Annotated in this window: 17 protein-coding genes and 1 pseudogene; 6 read left to right on the top strand and 12 right to left on the bottom strand. The window is 69.4% G+C overall.

The genetic code is table 11. The features are described from left to right. Nucleotides 1-23: 23 nt before the first annotated feature. From AAGI91_00485 to mraZ, 6 genes and pseudogenes are all read right to left on the bottom strand, one after another. Complete coding sequence (locus AAGI91_00485; protein MEM1041081.1) at nt 24-1,571, bottom strand: UDP-N-acetylmuramoyl-L-alanyl-D-glutamate--2,6-diaminopimelate ligase; 1,548 nt, start codon at nt 1,569-1,571, stop codon at nt 24-26. Next, a complete protein-coding gene (locus tag AAGI91_00480; protein ID MEM1041080.1) occupies nt 1,568-1,732 on the bottom strand; it encodes a PASTA domain-containing protein in 165 nt (54 codons plus the stop codon). Before AAGI91_00480 ends, AAGI91_00485 begins: the two co-directional genes overlap by 4 nt. Nucleotides 1,733-2,044: 312 nt before the next feature. After that, nucleotides 2,045-3,517 (bottom strand): annotated as a pseudogene (locus tag AAGI91_00475) (penicillin-binding protein 2). A 218-nt stretch (nt 3,518-3,735) separates the two neighbouring features. Beyond that, nucleotides 3,736-4,230 carry a hypothetical protein gene (locus AAGI91_00470; GenBank protein MEM1041079.1) on the bottom strand — a complete coding sequence of 165 codons (495 nt, stop codon included), beginning with the start codon at nt 4,228-4,230 and terminating at the stop codon, nt 3,736-3,738. A gap of 23 nt (nt 4,231-4,253) precedes the next feature. Beyond that, entirely contained in the window at nt 4,254-5,267 is a 1,014-nt protein-coding gene (gene rsmH / locus AAGI91_00465) for a 16S rRNA (cytosine(1402)-N(4))-methyltransferase RsmH (protein ID MEM1041078.1), read from the bottom strand. A gap of 23 nt (nt 5,268-5,290) precedes the next feature. Next, nucleotides 5,291-5,755 (bottom strand): division/cell wall cluster transcriptional repressor MraZ, encoded by a 465-nt coding sequence (gene mraZ, locus AAGI91_00460; protein MEM1041077.1) that lies wholly within the window; start codon nt 5,753-5,755, stop codon nt 5,291-5,293. 311 nt (nt 5,756-6,066) lie between these two features. On the opposite strand from mraZ, the gene AAGI91_00455 reads away from it, so the two are divergent. Then, nucleotides 6,067-6,714, top strand: a complete 648-nt coding sequence (locus AAGI91_00455; protein MEM1041076.1) for a S24 family peptidase — start codon at nt 6,067-6,069, stop codon at nt 6,712-6,714. Between the two features lie 13 nt (nt 6,715-6,727). Here the strand turns inward: AAGI91_00455 and AAGI91_00450 are convergent, their stop codons facing one another. Continuing rightward, nucleotides 6,728-7,231 carry an NUDIX hydrolase gene (locus AAGI91_00450; protein MEM1041075.1) on the bottom strand — a complete coding sequence of 168 codons (504 nt, stop codon included), beginning with the start codon at nt 7,229-7,231 and terminating at the stop codon, nt 6,728-6,730. A 96-nt stretch (nt 7,232-7,327) separates the two neighbouring features. Continuing rightward, nucleotides 7,328-7,609, bottom strand: coding sequence for a hypothetical protein (locus tag AAGI91_00445; GenBank protein MEM1041074.1), 282 nt, complete (start codon nt 7,607-7,609; stop codon nt 7,328-7,330). 132 nt (nt 7,610-7,741) lie between these two features. Between AAGI91_00445 and AAGI91_00440 the strand changes: the two genes are divergently transcribed. Both AAGI91_00440 and AAGI91_00435 read left to right on the top strand, forming a co-directional pair. After that, nucleotides 7,742-8,800, top strand: a complete 1,059-nt coding sequence (locus AAGI91_00440) for a Gfo/Idh/MocA family oxidoreductase (GenBank protein ID MEM1041073.1) — start codon at nt 7,742-7,744, stop codon at nt 8,798-8,800. 294 nt (nt 8,801-9,094) lie between these two features. Continuing rightward, complete coding sequence (locus AAGI91_00435) at nt 9,095-9,310, top strand: cold-shock protein (protein ID MEM1041072.1); 216 nt, start codon at nt 9,095-9,097, stop codon at nt 9,308-9,310. Nucleotides 9,311-9,401: 91 nt separating this feature from the next. Here AAGI91_00435 and AAGI91_00430 read toward each other — a convergent pair whose 3' ends face one another. Then, nucleotides 9,402-10,880 carry an FAD-dependent oxidoreductase gene (locus AAGI91_00430; protein MEM1041071.1) on the bottom strand — a complete coding sequence of 493 codons (1,479 nt, stop codon included), beginning with the start codon at nt 10,878-10,880 and terminating at the stop codon, nt 9,402-9,404. 80 nt (nt 10,881-10,960) lie between these two features. Between AAGI91_00430 and AAGI91_00425 the strand changes: the two genes are divergently transcribed. Next, entirely contained in the window at nt 10,961-11,641 is a 681-nt protein-coding gene (locus AAGI91_00425) for an NUDIX hydrolase (GenBank protein MEM1041070.1), read from the top strand. Between the two features lie 54 nt (nt 11,642-11,695). Here the strand turns inward: AAGI91_00425 and AAGI91_00420 are convergent, their stop codons facing one another. Next, on the bottom strand, nt 11,696-12,553 hold the full coding sequence (locus AAGI91_00420) for an HAD family acid phosphatase (protein ID MEM1041069.1): 858 nt from the start codon (nt 12,551-12,553) through the stop codon (nt 11,696-11,698). Nucleotides 12,554-12,691: 138 nt separating this feature from the next. On the opposite strand from AAGI91_00420, the gene AAGI91_00415 reads away from it, so the two are divergent. After that, nucleotides 12,692-13,837: a glycosyltransferase gene (locus AAGI91_00415; protein ID MEM1041068.1), complete on the top strand. Its 1,146-nt coding sequence runs from the start codon at nt 12,692-12,694 to the stop codon at nt 13,835-13,837. Here AAGI91_00415 and AAGI91_00410 read toward each other — a convergent pair. Both AAGI91_00410 and AAGI91_00405 read right to left on the bottom strand, forming a co-directional pair. Continuing rightward, a complete protein-coding gene (locus tag AAGI91_00410) occupies nt 13,834-15,348 on the bottom strand; it encodes an oligosaccharide flippase family protein (GenBank protein ID MEM1041067.1) in 1,515 nt (504 codons plus the stop codon). The genes AAGI91_00415 and AAGI91_00410 overlap by 4 nt on opposite strands. Beyond that, nucleotides 15,345-16,283: a glycosyltransferase family 4 protein gene (locus AAGI91_00405; GenBank protein ID MEM1041066.1), complete on the bottom strand. Its 939-nt coding sequence runs from the start codon at nt 16,281-16,283 to the stop codon at nt 15,345-15,347. Before AAGI91_00405 ends, AAGI91_00410 begins: the two co-directional genes overlap by 4 nt. A gap of 146 nt (nt 16,284-16,429) precedes the next feature. Here AAGI91_00405 and AAGI91_00400 point away from each other — a divergent pair, with 146 nt between their 5' ends. Next, nucleotides 16,430-17,623, top strand: a complete 1,194-nt coding sequence (locus AAGI91_00400) for a hypothetical protein (protein MEM1041065.1) — start codon at nt 16,430-16,432, stop codon at nt 17,621-17,623. Nucleotides 17,624-17,677: the final 54 nt, after the last annotated feature.

Below are 17,677 nucleotides of genomic sequence, written 5' to 3'. Positions count from 1 at the left end.
CAGCCTTCGGGAGGTGCAGGTCTTCAGGAAGTGCGAGTGTCGAAAGCGGCGCGGACCTGTTCGCGGTCGTCGAAGGCGTGGCGCTCGGTGCCGGTGAGTTGGTAGGTCTCGTGCCCCTTCCCGGCGACGACGACCACGTCGCCTGGCACCGCAGGGCCGATGGCGTGGCGGATCGCCTCGGCGCGGTCCGGGAGGACGGTTGCGGTGTTCGAGTCCGCCATGCCGGCGAGGATCTCGGCGAGGATCGCGCCCGGCGCTTCGGTGCGGGGGTTGTCGTTGGTCAGGACCACGCGGTCGGCGAGGCGCTCGGCGATCGCGCCCATCGCGGGGCGCTTGGCGCGGTCCCGGTCGCCGCCGCAGCCGACGACGACCGTCAGCACGGCCTCGGGGTCCATCATGTCGCGGACCGTCGAGAGGACGTTCTCGAGCGCGTCCGGCGTGTGGGCGTAGTCGACGACCGCGAGCACGCCGTCTTCGGACGCGATCGTCTCCAGCCGGCCCGGCACCGGCAGGGCGGTCTGCAGCGCATCGAGCACGGCCTCGCTTGGATAGCCGAGCGCGCGCCCGACGCCGTAGGCCGCGGCGAGGTTATAGGCGTTGAACGCCCCCGCGAGCCGGTACGGCCGGACCTCGCCGCCGAGCCGCAGCCGCAGCCCCGCGAGGTCGTTCTCGACGATCTCGAAGCCGAGGTGCTCCTCAGTACGGAGGTGCTCCTCGGCGAGACCGCCTTGCAATTCGTCGGCGGCGCGGCCGGCCTCGGGGGCGTTCGCCCCAAAGGTCACGAGCCGCGCCGCCGACCCCTTCACCATCGCCGTCCAGGCCGCATCGTCCCGGTTGGCGATTATCACGGCCCCCTCGGCGAGGCCCTTGAACAGCGACGCCTTCGCGCCGCGGTAGGCCTCCACCGAACCGTGATAGTCGAGGTGATCGTGGGTCAGATTGGTAAAGACGGCGGCGGCGAAGCGCTGGCCCCGCACCCGCTCCTGGGCGAGCGCGTGGCTGGAGACTTCCATCGCGCACGCCGCGCAGCCCGCGTCCGCCATCTCCCGGAGGAGGGCGTTCAGCGCGAGCGCGTCCGGCGTCGTATGCGTTGCCGGCTTCGTTTCGCTCCCGATCCGCACCTCAATCGTCCCGATGAGCCCGGTCTTCTGGCCGAGCGCCGCGAGGAGGTGGTGGAGCAAAAAGACCGTCGTGGTTTTGCCGTTCGTCCCGGTCACCCCGACGAGTTGCAGCTCGCGGCTGGGGTAGCCGAAGAAGACGGCCGCTGCCTCGGCGAGGGCGGCCCGCGTGTCCGTAACGGTTACGAGCGCCGCCCTCGCCGGGAGCGATTCGGGAGGCGACTGGCAGACCACTGCCGTCGCCCCGTGTTGCACAGCCTTGTCAATGAACAGGTGCCCGTCGGCCTGCTCCCCCGCTATCGCGAAGAAGCACCCGTCGGGGCCGACCGCCCGGCTGTCGTGCGCGAGGTGGTCGATGGGTAGGTCAAGATTCCCCGTGGCCGCCACGAGCAGCCCCGCATCGCGGAGAGGGGCCAGCAGGCGTTGAAGCGGCAGCGGTTCATGGCGGCTCACGGGAAGTAGCGGAAGGTCAGCACCGCCGTCTCGGGGAGCGGACTCCCCGGCGCGGGCGACTGGTCGGCAACGACGCCCGCGCCGCGAAGCTGTGCGGCGACGCCGAGCGCAGCCAGCCAGCCGGCAGCCTGCCGAGCGCTCAGCCCGCGCAGGTCCGGCATCAGGCCGTGGGCGTCTAGGTCGTCTGAAGAAGCGGCGGCGAGGCGGACCGTCCGGCGTAGCTCCTGGCTGGAGCCTGCGCTGGGGTGTTGGACGGCCACCTCCCGCCAAGCGTCGCCCCGCTCCGTGGCGGAAGCGGACTCAGGGGCGACAGGAAAACCGAGGGTGCGCAGGCGCTGCGCGGCGACGGGCTGGGGCAGGCCCGTCACGTCGGGCAGCGCGGCGGCGGTGCGGACCGGGAGCGAACCGGTCGCGGCAGTGCGGCCAGCGAGGGCAGGCTGCACGCCGGTCCAGCGCGCGGCGACGCGCCCGAAGACGGGGGCTGAGACCGTCCCGCCGTAGCGCCCATTTTTCGGGTGGTGCATGAGGATGAGGAGCACCACCTCGGGGTCGTCGGCCGGGAACATCCCGACGAAGCTCGCGCGGTAGATGTTGGTGTAGCCGCCCGCCGTAGCGAGGCGGGCCGTGCCGGTCTTGCCCGCAACGCGCATCCCCTCGACGGCCGCCTGCGGCGCGGTCCCGCCCTCGGCGACGACCTGCTCGAACACGGGCCGAAGCTGCTCGGCCGTCTCCGGCGTGAAGGCGCGGCGGACCGAGTCCTGCGGCGCGGTCCAGACCGTCCGCCCCGTCACGTCTCGCCGCTAGGCGACGAGGTAGGGCTGCACGAGGAGGCCGCCGTTGGCGAGCGCAGCGTAGGCCGTCGCAACCTGGAGCGCCGTCACGTTGACCGCGTAGCCGATGCCGAGGGAGGTCTGCGTCGTCCCGCTCCACGCCTCCGGCCGGCGGAGCGTCCCGCCGGCCTCGCCCGGCAAGTCCACCCACGTCGGCTGGCCGAAGCCGAGGGCGCGGGCCGTGCGGTAGAGGGTGCCCGGACCGAGCTGCTGCGCCGTCTTGGCGAGCGCGATGTTGCTCGACTTGGCGATGGCCTCGGCAAACGTGATCGTACCGTAGGCGTGCGAGTCGCGCATCGGCCGGCCGCCGAAGACGGCGTAGCCTTGCCCGGTCTCGATAGAGTCCTCGGGCGCGACGACCCCGGCTTCGAGCGCGGCGACAGCGGTGACGAGCTTGAAGGTCGACCCCGGCTCGATCTGGTCGGTGACGGCGTGGTTGCGCCGGGCGGCCGTCGAGAAGGCATCGGGGCGGTTCGGGTCGTAGTCCGGCGCGTTCGCCATCGCCAGGATGGCCCCGGTCTTCGGGTCGAGGGCGACGGCGGTGCCCCAGGCGGCCTCGGCCGCTGCAACCCCGCGCACGAGTTCCTCCTGCAAGATCGACTGCAAGACGAGGTCGAGCGTGAGCACGAGGCTCTCGCCGTGCTTCGGCTCGACGACCGTACCGCCGACGAGCGCCTTGATGTACCCGCGCCGGTCGCGCTGCACGGCCTGCCGCCCCGGCTCGCCGCGCAGCACGTCGTCGTAGCGCAACTCGAGCCCCGCCGTCCCGCGCAGGTCGGTGTCGACGTGGCCGAGAACGTGCGCGCCGGTCCGGTCGTAGGTGTAGCGCCGCTCGAAGCCCGGCGTGAGGATCAAGCCGGGGACGCCCCAGGTGTCGAGTTCTTCCTTCTGCACCTCGCCGAGCCGCCGGTGCAGCAGGACGTACTGCCGGCTCGCCCGCTCGCTGACTTGGCGCCGGACCTGTGCCGCGCTCCGCCCCGTCAGCCGGCCGAACCGTTCGTAGAAAGCCTCTTCGACATCGGCGAAACCTGGGGCCGTCGGGTCGAGGGCGACTTCGTAGCGGGCCGCGCTCGCGGCAAGGGTCCGCCCGGCCCGGTCGAGGATCGCCCCGCGCACCGCCGGGATCGTGACGAAGCTCTCGGCCTGGCGCTCACCCTGCTCCACGAGCGCCGGCCGCTCGCTGACGTAGATCCACACCAGCTGCACCGCGACGAGCACGGGCAGCAGCGCCAGGAGCGTCAGCACGACGTACAGGCGGGTGAGGATATCGGAGCGAGGGCTACTCAAGGTTGCGGAGTGGTAGGGGCTTGATTAATCAAGCCCCTACATTGGCATCATCGGGACGGTGTCTCTAGTTGGATGGTGGGGCCGTACGCCGAGCCGGTCTCCAGGCCGAGCGCGCCGGCGCGCTGGAGGATGACCGACGGCGCGGTCATGCGGTCAAAGGCCCCTCGGAGGCGGTTGTGTTTGAGGACGAGGCGGTGGTTCTCGCGCTGGAGTTGCTGGACTTCGGCCGCAAGCTCCTGCGTGGAGTAGATGTGGCCGACGTAGAGCGTGAGCAGCACGCACGCCGCGGCGACGTAGCCCGCGAACCGGAGCGTCGGGACGCCCTCGGCGAGGCCGCGCTTCGGAGCCTTCGCCCGGCGCGCTGAAGCGCCCCGCTTCGAGGCGAGGTCGCTCCACGACGGCAGCCGGCTCGGCGAGGTCAGTGCCTTCCGCCCGCTGCGCTGCACCGACCGCGCCCGCGAGGCCGACGAGCGTTTGGTCGCCGACGCCTTCGTGCGCCGGGACGGGGCCTTGCGAGTCGAGGTGGTCTTGGAGGTCGGCATCGTGGGGTGGGCGACCAGCCGGTCTACGGGGTCTGTGGATAGGAGAAGGCGGAGCCGAGGCCCGACTCTTCGGGGTCACGCTTCTCGGCGACGCGGAGGCGGGCGCTGCGGGCGCGCGGGTTCGCCTCGATCTCGGAATCGCTCGCCGTGACCGGCTTGCGGGTGAGGAGAGCCCACGGCGTGAGGAGGGTGCCGTAGAAGTCGCGCATCGGCTCGCCGGCGAAGTTGCCGTAGCGCAGGAACTGCTTGGCCCGCCGGTCCTCCAGCGAGTGGTAGGCGATCACGGCGATCCGCCCGCCGGGCCGGAGCACGCGCAGCCCGGCGATGAGCGCCCGCTCCAGCACGGCCAGTTCGTCGTTGACTGCGATGCGGAGCGCCTGGAAGACGCGAGCCAGGGTCTTGACTTCTTCGCGGTGGTACGTCGCTGCGCGGACGACCTCGGCCAACTCGCCGGTCGTCTCGATGGGCCGAGCTTTGACGAGGGCGCGGACGATCTTCGGCGCGCGCGGCTCCTCGCCGTAAGCGCGCAGGATGTGGACGAGCTCTTCCGGCTCGGCGCGGTTGACGAGGTCAGCAGCCGTCAGTGGGGCGCCGGTGTCCATCCGCATGTCGAGCGGGCCGCTCGCGACGTAGGCGAACCCGCGCCTCACCTCATCGATCTGGTGCGACGACACGCCGAGGTCGAGCAGCAGACCACCGATCTGTTCAATACCTGCCTCGGCGAGCAGCCGTTCGAGGTCGCCGAAGTTGCCGCGGAGCGTGCGGAAGCGCCCGGCCTCGGCCTCGCCGGACAGCCGGGCTTTGGCCGTCGCCAGTGCCTCCGGGTCCTGGTCGATCCCGACGACGCGGCCCTCGGGCGCGAGCGCGTCGAGGAGGGCCGCCGCGTGACCCCCGCCGCCGAGCGTACCGTCGACGTAGACGCCCGCCGGGTCGGTGATGAGTTCACCGACGACCTCTCTGTACAGGACCGGGGCGTGGTAGTCCGTCGCGTAGGGCGCGGGCGGCTCGGACTGAGGCCGGTCGGTGCGTCGGTTCATAGCGCTCGGGGGAAACGTCGTCGTCATGCGGCACCTCCGCTGCGGATCTGACCCATCACCTTCTCGGCTACCTCTTCCTTCGGCGCAGGCCGGTCGTCGAGGTAGTCTTCGTACTGCGCCGGGTCCCAGACTTCGATGTGGTCCAGGGCACCGATGACGAGGGCGGTGTCGCCGAGGTCGGCTTCCCGCATCAGGTCCTTCGGGAGTACGATGCGCCCCTGCTTGTCGAGTGAGACTTCCTCGGCCCAGCGGAGGGTGTCGCGGATGAAGAGGCGGGTCTCGCTGTTGAATTGGTTTAGATTGCCGAATTCTTCCTCCATCTGCTCCCAGCGGTCGTTGGGGTAGAGGTTGATGCACTGCTCGTAGCCGAGCGTGGCGGTGAAGGTCTCGTTCGCTTCGGGCGTCAGGACGCGGCGCATCTTAGCCGGGATCGCCACGCGACCCTTCTCGTCTACTGAGTTTGTAGCCTGTCCTTTGAAGCGTGCCACGGCGAGGCCCGGAGAATGGATGGTCGGGGTGGCGTGGTCTGAATCCCCACTTTCCCCCACCGGCCTCCAAAGTAGCACGCATGTGCTTAAAGTCAAGCAAAAACGCCCAAAACAGCCTTTTTTTGTGGATAAAAAGACGGGCTTCGACCTTTTACACATATAATTTCAGTAGCCGCTGAGATGATTCTGCCCAGGAAGTGAAATTACTTTCACCACTCTTCGCACCCTTAACGTTTTGGTGCTAATTTGTTCACCATCCACAATCGCTTGGGTACACATATCCTTCCTGCTTCGGCCTCATCCCACTCACTATGCCTCCCGCCCACCTCACTAAGCGCCAGGACCAGGTCTACGAACACATCCGGGCCTACGTCCGCGAACAGGGCAAGCCGCCGACCTTGAAAGAGATCGGTGCAGCCCTCTCGATCCGCTCCACCAACGGCGTCTCCAAGCACCTCGCTGCCCTCGAACAGAAGGGCTACATCCGCCGCACGCCGAACGAAGCGCGCGGCATCTCGCTCGTCGATGCCGGCACCGATCCCTACGCGTTCGACGCCGACGTGCCGAGCCTGCTGCTCGTCAGCCGGACCGACAGCGCCCAGCCCAGCCGCCTGCGCCGCCGACCCAAAGGAGCGCTGTTCGCAGACCCGCTATTCCTGAACGATGCCGACGAAGACGACTGCCTCATCGGCCGCGCCGGGGACGACGGCATGGGCAAGGCGGGCATCCTGAAGGGCGACTACCTCGTGATCCAGGAAACGAAGTGGCGACGGCTCGGCGATGGGATCGTCGTCGCGGCGCTCGTCGGCGAGTCGCTCCTGGCGCGGGAGTTCCACCTCGTCGACAACAAGTTCCACCTCAGGTCGGCCGACCGCACGTACCCCAACGAGGTCTTCAGCGTCAAGGACCCTGGCTGCCACGTCATCGGCCCCGTGCGCAGCGTGATGCGCCGGCTGTAAGCAACCTGGCGGTTCAGCGCAATGTCCCGAGGTGCTGCGTTCCCGATGGAAACCCGCTTCGGGCTTCGGCCGGCAGGCGTTCGGCGAAGCCCTCGGGGTAGAGCGTCAGCCCGCCGAGCGCGTCAAACGAAACGAAGCCGCTGCTGCGGATGAGCTGATCGTTACCGAGTTCGGGGTCGGAGCCTGTGGCGAGGGTGCCACCCTCGGCGGTGCACTGGAAGTAGAACGAGACGGCGTGCAGCGGGGGCCGGACGAAGTCGAGCGTGTAGCGCAGCGGGCCGACGCGCACGCGGAGCCCGGTCTCCTCCTCTACTTCGCGCCGCAGGGCTTCCGGGAGCGACTCGCCGAACTCCACGCCGCCGCCGGGCGGGGTCCAGAACGAACCCTCCCCGCGAAGCGCCTTGTGCTCGACGAGCAGAACCGCGCCGGGCACCTCAGCCTCGTCGAACACCAGCGCCCCGACGCGGACCCGGAGGTGACCGCCGTAGGTTTCCAGGGCAGTCGCGTCACCGGCCATCGGTTCCGGAGCAGGTGGCCCGGCAGTCTCCCGAGTCCGCCGAGCGGGGAGGCATTCATCGGCTCCCCGCCGAGAGGCCGCACCTCTGCTGCTCGGCTAGGGCTTTTCGAGCGCTACGAAGTCAGCGCGCTCGCCGATGCCGGCGGAGACGGTGTTGACGACGTTGACGTTGAACGTCTCCACGCGCTCGCGCGTCCGGTCGTAGATCGTGCCGGTGAACTCGACCTCCTCCTCGCCCTCGGCCACTTCGATGGCCTCCTCGTTCTCGGCGAAGAACACGCCTTTGTACTCCTTCCCTCGAAATGTCTTGACGGGGTAGGCGTAGCCCTGCCCCTCGACTCCGTTCAGTTCGGCTTCCTTCAGCGTGTAGATTCCCACAACGACCTCTGTTGTTGATCGGACAAATGCGATGCTCGCAGCCCGGCACGGTGTGGCTTGGAACGTGCGGGATCTGCAGGACCAGTATACGCGCTAGAGGCTTTTCTGTTCATCGCCCTCAGCTTTTCCCCTATGACTGACTTCACGCCCCTCGCGCTGCCCCCTGCCGGGCGCGTCGGGTTCGCCCTGGTCGGCCTCGGCGCGTACGCGCTGGAGCAGATCCTCCCGAACCTGCCGGCGACGCGGCGATGCCGGCTCGCGGCGGTCGTCTCGGGAGACCCGGACAAGGCGCGCGCCGTCGCCCGGGCGCACGGCCTCGCGGAGCGGCACGTCTACAGCTACGAGACCTTCGACCGGATCGCGGAGGACGAGACCGTCGAGGTGGTCTACCTCATCCTGCCGAACACGATGCACCGCGCCTGGACCGAGCGGTCCTTCGCAGCGGGCAAGCACGTCCTCTGCGAGAAGCCGATGGCGGCGACCGTCGCGGACTGCGAGGCGATGATCGCGGCGGGCCAGGCGGCGGGCCGCAAGCTGATGATCGGCTACCGGGCGCAGCTCGACCCGTACAACCTGCGCGCCATCGACCTCGTGCGCGGCGAGGGCGCGCAGATCGGCACGCCCCGGATCGCGGTCGGCAACCACGGGCGCATCCTCGACCTCGCGGACCGGCGCGACGGGTGGCGGGCCAAGCGCGACCTTGCCGGGGGCGGCTCGCTGTTCGACATCGGCATCTACGCGCTCAACGGGGTGCGCTACCTCCTCGGCGAGGAGCCGACCGAGGTGACGGCCCGGTTCGCGCCGGGCAGCGGCCGCCCCGAGGTGGAGGTCGAGGAAGGCGTCGCGTGGTCGATGCAGTTTCCGTCGGGCGCGGTGGCGAGCTGCACGTCGAGCTACCTCACTGAGGGTGCCAACCGGCTCCAGGTCTTCGGCGACGCCGGCACCGTCACGCTCGACCCGGCGACGAAGTACTACGAGCGCCGCCTCATCCTCACGCGGGGCCGCACCCACGAGCGCATCGTCATCCCGAACGTCAACCAGTTCGCCGCGATGCTCGACGAGATGGCCGAGGCCGTGCAAGACGACCGCAAACCGAAGACGCCAGGCCTCGAAGGTATGCGCGACGTGCGGATTATGACGGCAATCTACAAGTCGGCAGAGTCAGGCCAGCGTGTTTCACTGGGAAGATGACGGGTAAGGGCGCTTGCCGGAACGCCGGATGCTGAGTTGACGCATCACGAAGAGTCCGTGAACACGGGACTCGCTGGTCCCTGTTGCGTATTCTGCCCTCAATCGAGCAGCAAGCACTCCGCGAGCGAATGCTCCCGTGAGTGGCAGCACCCGTGTTGTAGGGACCGGGACGACTATCGACCCGGTCCTTCTTTTTTGCTCAACGCCCACCGTGTGGGGCGATGGACGCACGGACCGAGCAGGCACGGGCGGGCTCCCCGCGCTGTGCCGCCCACAACCAGAAGGTATAGCAGTATGCGCACGACAGGAACAGTGAAGTGGTTCAACGACGCCAAGGGCTTCGGCTTTGTCACGCCCGAGGACGGCTCCAAGGACTGCTTCGTCCACCACTCCGCCATCAACGGCGATGGCTTCAAGACCCTCGAAGAGGGAGAAAAGGTCGAGTTCGACATCACGCAGGGCCAGAAGGGCCCCGCCGCGGAGAACGTCACCCGCCTCGGCTTCAACTAAGCCGCGCCGTGTGCTCCCTGAGGGCTACCCCTCCAGAGAGCGACTGACCGCACGAGGGCTGCTCCGGCGACGGGGCAGTCCTCTTCTGTTTTCACACGATCCGGTTCGGGTCGATGGGCTTCGGCTCGGGACCGCGGTAGCCGAAGAGCTTCTGGACGGTCCGCACGACGCCGGGGTACTGCTTGCGGGCGTACCACTGATCGGCGGCGCGGCGGGCGCCGAGGGCGTAAGTCGGGTAGGGGAAGATCGTGTCGGCTATGGCGCGGAGGGTGACGCCGTTTTTCATCGCCACGCCGTAGAGCGAGATCAGCTCGCCCGCCCGGTCGCCGAGGACGCTCGCGCCGAGGATCGTGCCGCGCCACTTGGTGGCGAAGACCTTGATCTGCCCGGTCGTTGAGCTTTCGGTGATGGCGCGGTCCACCTTCGTGTAGGGGAAGCGGAAGACCTCGTACTTCGCCCCGCGCTCCTTCAACTCCTCCTCCGTCGCGCCGACATGCGCGATCTCGGGGTCGGCGAACGTAGCCCACGGGACGTGCTTCCGGTCGAGGGTGGACGGGACGCGGAGGATGGCGTTCGTGGTCGCAATCTTCGCCATGTGCTCGCTCATGTGGGTGAGCTGGTACTCGCCCGTGCAGTCGCCGGCGGCGAAGATGTGGCTCTGCGAGGTCAGGCAGCGGTCGTTGACTTTGATGCCGCGCTTCGTCGTAGTGACGCCGGCGGCGTCGAGGCCGAGGTCTTCGATGTTGGGCCGCCGCCCGGTGGCGACGAGGACGGCGTCGGCCCGGAGCGCCCGAGCCTCGCCGCCCACGGAGGCGTAGACCACCTTCTGGCCGTCCTCCTCGGCGAGGCGCTCGACGCGGGCGCCGAGGACGAAGCGGACGCCCTCGGCCTCGAGCGAGGCGCGGAGCATCTCGGCGTGCTCGGCGTCGTCGCGCCCGAGGATGCGCTGGCCCTGGTCGACGACCGTCACCTCGGTCCCGAGTCGGGTGAAGCTCTGCGCCATCTCGGTCCCGATCGGCCCGCCGCCGATGACGACGAGCGAGGCGGGCTGCTCGGTCATCTCGAAGAGCGAGTCGTTGGTGAGCACGTCCACGGCGTCGATCCCGTCGATGGGCGGGACGAAGGCGCGTCCGCCGGTGGCGATGACGAACTTCCGCGCCGAGACCTCCTCGCTCCCGTCCTCGCCCTCGATCACGATCCGGTGCGGATCCGTAAAGCGGGCGTCGCCGAAGCGGAGGTCCACGCCGAGGTCCTCGTAGATCTCGGGCCGGTCGGCGTCGTGGTAGACCTCCTCGCGGACGGCGTGGATGTGGGCGACGACTTTGTCGAACGGGATCTCCGGTGCCGTGTCGGTGAGGCCGACGTGCCCGGCGTCGCGCATCGCGTGGGCGACGTGGGCGGCCTTGATGATGGTCTTGCTCGGGACGCAGCCGGTCCAGGTGCAGTCGCCGCCGAGGCGGTGGCGCTCGACCATCATGGTCTTGGCCCCGAAGGAGGCCGCGAGGCCGGAGGCGGTCAGGCCGGCGGCCCCGCCGCCGATCACGATGAGGTCGTACGCGTAGCTGGACATGAGGGGTGAAGGATCGGGCGCAAGGCGTGAACCCGGTGTCGGCGCGTACCTTCGCGCGTCACGTTTCACGCATCACGGACATGGAAAAGGACGGGGTCTCGCAGGCAGGGTACGCGCTTCGGTTCGCCTGCGTCCCGGCGGAGGCATTGTACACGATACGCACGCGGGGCGTGTCGCGGAAGGATAACACCGCCCGCTTTTTCGACGCCTTCGACGCCGCCCGCGCGGCGTGCACCGACGCCGAGCGCCTCCTCGTCCTCGAAGGCTCGGCCGACCCCGCACCGCCCGAGGCGATTCCGAACCTCGACCCCTACCGCCCACCCGTGCCCGTGACGGCCGCCGGCGGCCTCGTCGTCCGGCACGACGCGGGCGTTCCGGGCGAGCCGCTCCTGCTGCTCATCTTCCGGCGCGGCGCGTGGGACCTCCCCAAAGGCAAGCTCGACCCCGGCGAGACCGTCGAGGCCTGCGCGCTCCGCGAGGTCCGCGAGGAGGTCGGCGTCGAGCGGCTGCGGATCGTCCGGCCGGCGGGGACGACAGTGCACGGCTACCCGCACAAGAACCGCTACGCGGTCAAGACGACGCACTGGTACGTGATGGAGACGCCGGAGCGCACCTTCACACCCGAGGCCTGCGAGGGCATCGAGGCCGTCGAATGGGTGCCGTGGAGCGAGGCGGTGGGGCGGCTCGGGTATGCCTCGCTCCGGGCGTTCGTCAGCGGGTTAGGAGCGGCGGAAAGGACGAGCGGACGCGGGGAAGGCTGACTCGGCGGTGCACCCGGACGTCTTTCGCTCTTCTCGTTCTCCGCTCTTCCGCTCCTAATCGACGCGCAGCGCGTCGGCCTTGCGGCGGAGGCGCTCTTCGCGGGAGAGGCTGTAGTCGCCTCCGAACACGACGCCCTCCCAGTGGCCGTACTGCGGGTTCGGGAACATGAACCAGCGCTCGCCCCACCAGTCGGCGTACGGCGCGGCAACGGCGTTGCGGGCGTCGACGGAGTCGGCCGCGTCCGGGAGGAAGTCGCCGAGGTTGTCGCCGAAGTAGGCGACGACGCGGAACTGCTCGGTGACGACGGCACGCCGGGCGGTCTTGTCGCTCTTCTCGTCGGCCTCGCCTCGCGTCAGGACGCCGTCGAACTTGGCCGCGATGGGGAAGCCGAGCGCGGCGAGGTTGGCGCGCGTGGCGTCCTCCTCGTCGGTGCGGCGGTTGGTGAGGTAGACCACGGTCACGCCGAGGTCCTGGGCGGCGAGGGTGAAGGCGAGCGCGCCCGGCACCGGGGTAGCGGCCTCCTCCATCACCCACGCCTTCCAGCTTTCGCGGTCGTACTGCCCGTTCGTCCGCACGAGCCGCGCCTGGTAGGCCGAGTTGTCGAGCACCGTCTCGTCCACGTCGAGCACGACCGCCGGCGGGAGCGCCTCGTAGCCGCCCGCCGCGAGTTGCTCCGTGTCGGCGGTCCAGCTCGGATCGGCGAGGGCGCGGGCGAGGGCGCGCTCGGCGGTGGCGTAGGTCTGGCGCGTGAGGGCGCGGTACTCGGCTGCCGTCTGGGTCCAGAGCACGGCGTGGAGGTTCTCGTTCGCCCCGACTTCGACCGGAGCGGAGACGTTGGAAACCGTGACGCGGGCGGGCGTGCAGGCAGAAAAGGAGAGGGCAGCGAGCAGGAGACGTGAGCGGGCAGGCATCGGCGCTATGCTTGGTGGGCGGTGCCGCCAAACTAGGCCGACCGGCGGTGCCGCGCAAGAAGAGACGGTGCGTATCGTGATCCTCGGATCTGTGCAGCGGTCGCCCGGTATCCGCCCCGCGCTCGCTCCTTCCCGCTTATGCGGATCGCTTACTCCACAGACCAGTTCTTGCCGCGCACGGCGACCGACGCGGACCAGCTAATGGCGACCGTCTCCAGCCTCGGGAGCGCCGGAGCGCGGGTCGACCTGCTGATGCCTGACTATGCCCAGCAGCCAGCCCCGACGGCGGCCGACCTCGCCGCGTTCTACGAGGTCGGCCCGACCTTCGCCGTCACGGCGCTGCGTGAGGGGCTCCCGACGTTTCGCGGCCTGGAAAAGCTGATCCACTCGCTGGTCGTGGCTCACCACGATGCCGCGGCAGCCGCCGAGGTGCTCTACACGCGTAACCTGCCGACCGTCCTCGCCGCGCTCTGGTTTGGGCGGACGCCGGTCGTCTACGAGACCTACCGCCCATGGCCGGACCAGCACCCGCGCCGCACGCCGCTCTTCCGCTGGATTTTTGGGCACCCGCGCTTTCTCGGAGCCGTGCTACACTCGCGCCTCGCCGCCGACAGCTACCGGCGCATCGGGGCGCGCGACGAGCAGTTGCTGGTGGCGCACAACGGGTATGAGCCGGCGCGCCTGGAGCCGGTGCTCTCGCAGCAGGACGCTCGCGCCCGCCTCGGCCTGCCGGTGGGCGAGCCTGTGGTGACCTACGCCGGGCACGTCTCGCCGGAGAAGGGGCTGGGCCTGGTGCTCGACCTCGCCGTGCATCTCCCGGAGGCCCAGTTCGTACTCGTCGGGTCGAAGGGTGACGGGCCGGTCGAGAGACGGGCCGCCGGGATGGCGAACGTGACGGTCGTGCCGTGGCAGCCCTTCTCGGCGACCGTGCCGTACCTCTACGCCGCCGACGTACTGCTCGTCCCGCCGACGCGCGGCCCGCTCGAGTCCGTCGGCAACACGGTGCTGCCGATGAAGACGTTTCTGTACCGGGCCGCCGGGCGGGCTATCTTCGGACCGGCGACGCCCGACCTCACCGAGGTCCTCGTCGACGGCGTCTCGGCCCGCCTCGTGCCCCCGGACGACATCGGGGCCGCCGCCGATGCGCTCTCGGCCCTCCTGGCGGACGAGGCTCTCCGCGCGCGCCTCACCGAAGCGGCGCGCGGCGGGGCGCAGACGTGGGATGATCGGGCGGTGCGCATCCTCAAATACCTCGAGCGCCGCTTGGCCGCGCAAGCGAGCTAGACGGCCTCGGGCGGGCCGGGCCGACCGGTCAGCGCCCAGAGCACAAGCCCGTAGACGACCGCACCGGCAAGGGCTGCTCCGATCCGGTACCCGAGCGGCATCGACGGCAGTGGGACCGCCAGCGCGATACCGACTACCACCCCCAGACCGACTAGGCCCGCTACGTGCGGGCGGTAGATCACACCCAGCTGCATCGACACACCGACGATCCAGTGGGCTTCGAAGAGTTGGAGCACGGTCGTGACGAGCGAGCCGAGCGCTGAGGCCGCCGCGGCACCGACCAACCCGAAACGCGGGATCAGCACGAAGTTCAGCGCGACGTTGATGATCCCCGAGGAGACGCTGTTGAACAGGTTGAGCCGGGAGTGCCCTGTCATCACGACGACGTTGCCGGCCAGCCCGAAGCCGGTGCTCAAATAAGGGATCAGCAGCAGCCAGAGCATGAAGGCCGCCGCGTCCTCATAGTCCGGGTAAAAGACCCGAAGCAGGTCGGTGTGGAGCACCGCCACCGCGAGCAGGAGCGGGATGCCGAGGGTCGCCGTCCACCGGGCCGTCGTGGAATAGACGCGGCTCAGCGCCTCGCGCTCGCCCTGTCCGTACAGCCGGGCGATCTGCGGGGCGAGGGCACTAGAGAAGGCGAGCCTGACCTGCCGAATCTCGCGCACGACAGCGGCCCCGGCCCCGTACGTCCCGACTGCCGCCGCGCTCGCGCCGAGCGCCCCAAGCATCAGCACGTCAACCCCTGTCAGAAAGCGGTTGAGTGTCATGTTGAGGTTTTGAGGTATGGCGAAGCTCAGCAGCTTGCGATCGAGCCGGAAGCGCCGGAAGGCGTGGCCCAGCGGCCGCCACGCGAACTCCCGCCCGTAGATCGCCAGCGCCACGAAGCTGCTGGTCGCCTGCGCCAGCATCCAGGCGATCACCAACCCTTGCACCGTCGGCATGGCGAGGTGGAGCGCGTAGGCCATCACGAGCAAGATGAGCGACTTCAGCGCGCCCCCGAAGAAGGCCTCGTACTTCATGATCCGCAGTCCCTGCGTCGCCGCGAGCACGATGCGCTCGAACGCCATCAGGGGGAGGGCGAGCGCCATGACCTGCACCGCCGGCGCGAGCACATCGCCGAAATCATACAGGGCTCGGACGATGGGCACGGCGACCACTTGAGTCGCTGCGGCGAGCAGCATAGCCCCCCCAATGCTAAGGCCGAGCGTGTTAGCGAGTGCATCGTAGAGCCGGGCCCGGTCGCTCTCCGCGTAGCGGGCGACATACCGGACCGCCGCGTCGCGGAACCCGGAGGTCAGCAGGGCCAGGGCGATCTCGACAAGCGCCGCTGCCGAGACGAACACGCCGAACACCTCGGCTCCGTAAAGTCGTGTGACGACGAGCAGGAACAGCGGCCCCGTCACCTTCGCGGCGAGACCGAGCGCGTTGACTACGGCCCCGCGCTGGACTTCGTCTTGGACCTGCCCCCGGCCGTCGTTGCCGGGGGGCGGATCGGGGTCCGGCGTACTCATGCCGCCAGCACCTCGTCGATCCGGTGCACGACGCGGCTCCAGTCGCGCGCGTTGGGCTGGCAGAGGAGGGCGTTGTGCTCGTGCTTCACAGCCCGACCAATACCCCCCGTCCTCGTCCCTATGACCGCCTTGCCCACGGCGTTGGCCTCCAGAAATGCCAGCCCGAACCCCTCCACGCTGCCCGCCTCAGCGAGGTGCTGGCTGGCCATGCTGACGGCATCGCAGGCGTGGCAATAGGCAGGCAACTCCGTGTCTGGCACGTATCCCGCGACCACGAACCGGACACGGTCGGCGACGCCGGTGTCACGGGCGAGGCGTTCGAGGCAGGCGCGCTCCGAGCCCTCACCCATGATGAGGTAGGCCACATCCGGGAGACGGCGCAGCGCTTCAATCACGAGAGCGTGCCCTTTCCGGGGGACGAGGCGGGCTACGGTGAGCAGCACGGACGCCGCCTCGCCGACATCGGCGACATCCCGGACGGGACTGGCGGCGAAGGCGGCAGCGTTTACCCCGTTGGGAATAACTTGGACCCGCGCCGTCTCGACGCCCTGCTGGACGAGCGGCTCGCCCGTCCAGTCGCTCACCGCGATGAAGCGGGCCACGCTGCGCATCCCTCGCGTGCGAGCCCAGCGCGTGACGGGGTCCGCCCTCCGGGTAGTGAAGAGATCATTCCCGTGTGCATGACAGACCACCTTACTTCCGAGAGCCGCGGGGATCAACGCACTGTCGACGTGCTGGAGCAAGGAGATGTAAACGGTGCCGTAGTCAGCGCGCCTGAGCCTCCTGAAGAGCGAGATGCGGCAGGCCCCCGATTTCGTGTCGATGAAGTGGACCTCGTTGGCGAGGGGCTCGGGCGTGTTTCGGGAAGCCGCCCGTTCGGTTGCCTTCGTCATCACATCTACCGTGTGGCTTGTGAAGGCGAGGAAGGACCTCATCAGATGCTGGGGACGCCCCCCGTCGAGAAGAGAGAAGGGGAGGCGAGAAGAATCTTACTCATGCGGCCAGGGCGCTCGCGGAGACGACCGCTCGACAAGGTACCGCCCCCCATGGCACTCCTTCTCAGCGTCCGATCTCCCATCCCATGAAAATTCTCATCTGGGCCACAACGTTCGGGGCCGACCTCTGGAGCCTCGCCCGGTACCTCGACCGGCGCGGCAACTGCGCGGTCCGCGTCGTCCTCGACGACCCGGCGACGTTCCGGCGCGAGGGCGTGGCGCAGCTTTTTCCGCTGGAGCGTACGCGCCTCGTCAAGCGCCGCCCGTGGCACCGGCTCCTCGGGGTGCCGGGGTTCCGGCCGGACCTTACGGTGATGGACAACCGCGTGCCGCTACGCGCGCCGTCGGCGGCGGGGCTGATGCTGTGGCACGGCTTCGGGTGGCGCGGCCCGAACGCCGCCGAGACCGACTTCGCGTGGCTGCACCGCTCCGTCCGCCAGGCCTTCGGCGATGCCCGCGTACCGAACCCGCGCTTCCGCTGGCAGTGCTTCGGGCCGTGGGATCTGGGGCACCGCACCGAGGTCAGCGGCCTCGCGCCCGAGAACTGCCGCCTGATTGGGGCCGTCAGTCACGACGACCTCCGCGTCCCGCTCGACCGGGCGCTCGCGCAGCCGGTTTACCCGTTCGATGTGGTTCATCGTAAGACTGTGCTGATCGCCCCGACGTGGCACTACGGCGAGGTCTTCGCTCACTGGGGCCGCGACGCCGACCTCTTCGACCGGCTCCTCGCCCACCTCGACCGCCGCGAGGCGAACGTCATCCTCCGCCTCCACGATTCGTTCCGGTTCCCGGCACCCTACCGCCGGTTTCTCGACGACCTCGCTCGGCGCTATCCGAACGTCCTCCTCAAGTTCAAGGACCGCCATCCGGACAATTTCCTCGACCTCCAGGTGACCGACGTGCTGGTGACCAACTTCTCCTCGATCGCCAATCTGTTCTACGCGACGCTCCGTCCGACCGTCCACGTCTACCCGGTGGCGAGCGCCGACGAGGCGTTCATGGAGCGGCAGTACACCGTCTTCGGCGTCCGGGAGAAGGAGGTCGAGTCGGCGCGGTTCGTCTGGAAGCTGCCGCCCGAGGACCACGGCGGCCTGCTCGCCTACGACTTCGACGAGATGATGGCACAGATCGACCGAGGCCTCGACGAGCCGGCCTGCTGCCGCGACGCCGCGCAGAACTTCCTCGACCGACACATGCTCGGAGCCGACGGGCACGCCGCCGAGCGGGCGTGGGCTGCGATGCAGGAGGTGGTGGCTTCGGCGCGGGCAGCCGGGCGATGACGTGAGAATGGGCTGAATTGCTCTGGGGCGACCAACCGGCCGGAGCCCGCCCGG

It is taken from the genome of Bacteroidota bacterium (genome assembly GCA_038746285.1).
In the GTDB taxonomy this organism is placed as follows: Bacteria; Bacteroidota; Rhodothermia; order Rhodothermales; family JANQRZ01; genus JANQRZ01.
Note: the sequence above shows the minus strand (reverse complement) of the source record. Positions and strands in the feature narration are given on the sequence as shown.

Coding starts and splice junctions, on each gene's coding strand:
- AAGI91_00400 (MEM1041065.1), top strand. CDS start 16,430: ATGAAAATTCTCATCTGGGCCACAACGTTCGGGGCCGACCTCTGGAGC.
- AAGI91_00435 (MEM1041072.1), top strand. CDS start 9,095: ATGCGCACGACAGGAACAGTGAAGTGGTTCAACGACGCCAAGGGCTTC.
- AAGI91_00415 (MEM1041068.1), top strand. CDS start 12,692: ATGCGGATCGCTTACTCCACAGACCAGTTCTTGCCGCGCACGGCGACC.
- AAGI91_00480 (MEM1041080.1), bottom strand. CDS start 1,732: ATGCCGGACCTGCGCGGGCTGAGCGCTCGGCAGGCTGCCGGCTGGCTG.
- AAGI91_00410 (MEM1041067.1), bottom strand. CDS start 15,348: ATGAGTACGCCGGACCCCGATCCGCCCCCCGGCAACGACGGCCGGGGG.
- AAGI91_00405 (MEM1041066.1), bottom strand. CDS start 16,283: ATGAGGTCCTTCCTCGCCTTCACAAGCCACACGGTAGATGTGATGACG.
- rsmH (MEM1041078.1), bottom strand. CDS start 5,267: ATGAACCGACGCACCGACCGGCCTCAGTCCGAGCCGCCCGCGCCCTAC.
- AAGI91_00450 (MEM1041075.1), bottom strand. CDS start 7,231: ATGGCCGGTGACGCGACTGCCCTGGAAACCTACGGCGGTCACCTCCGG.
- AAGI91_00430 (MEM1041071.1), bottom strand. CDS start 10,880: ATGTCCAGCTACGCGTACGACCTCATCGTGATCGGCGGCGGGGCCGCC.
- AAGI91_00425 (MEM1041070.1), top strand. CDS start 10,961: ATGGAAAAGGACGGGGTCTCGCAGGCAGGGTACGCGCTTCGGTTCGCC.
- AAGI91_00440 (MEM1041073.1), top strand. CDS start 7,742: ATGACTGACTTCACGCCCCTCGCGCTGCCCCCTGCCGGGCGCGTCGGG.
- AAGI91_00420 (MEM1041069.1), bottom strand. CDS start 12,553: ATGCCTGCCCGCTCACGTCTCCTGCTCGCTGCCCTCTCCTTTTCTGCC.
- AAGI91_00455 (MEM1041076.1), top strand. CDS start 6,067: ATGCCTCCCGCCCACCTCACTAAGCGCCAGGACCAGGTCTACGAACAC.
- AAGI91_00470 (MEM1041079.1), bottom strand. CDS start 4,230: ATGCCGACCTCCAAGACCACCTCGACTCGCAAGGCCCCGTCCCGGCGC.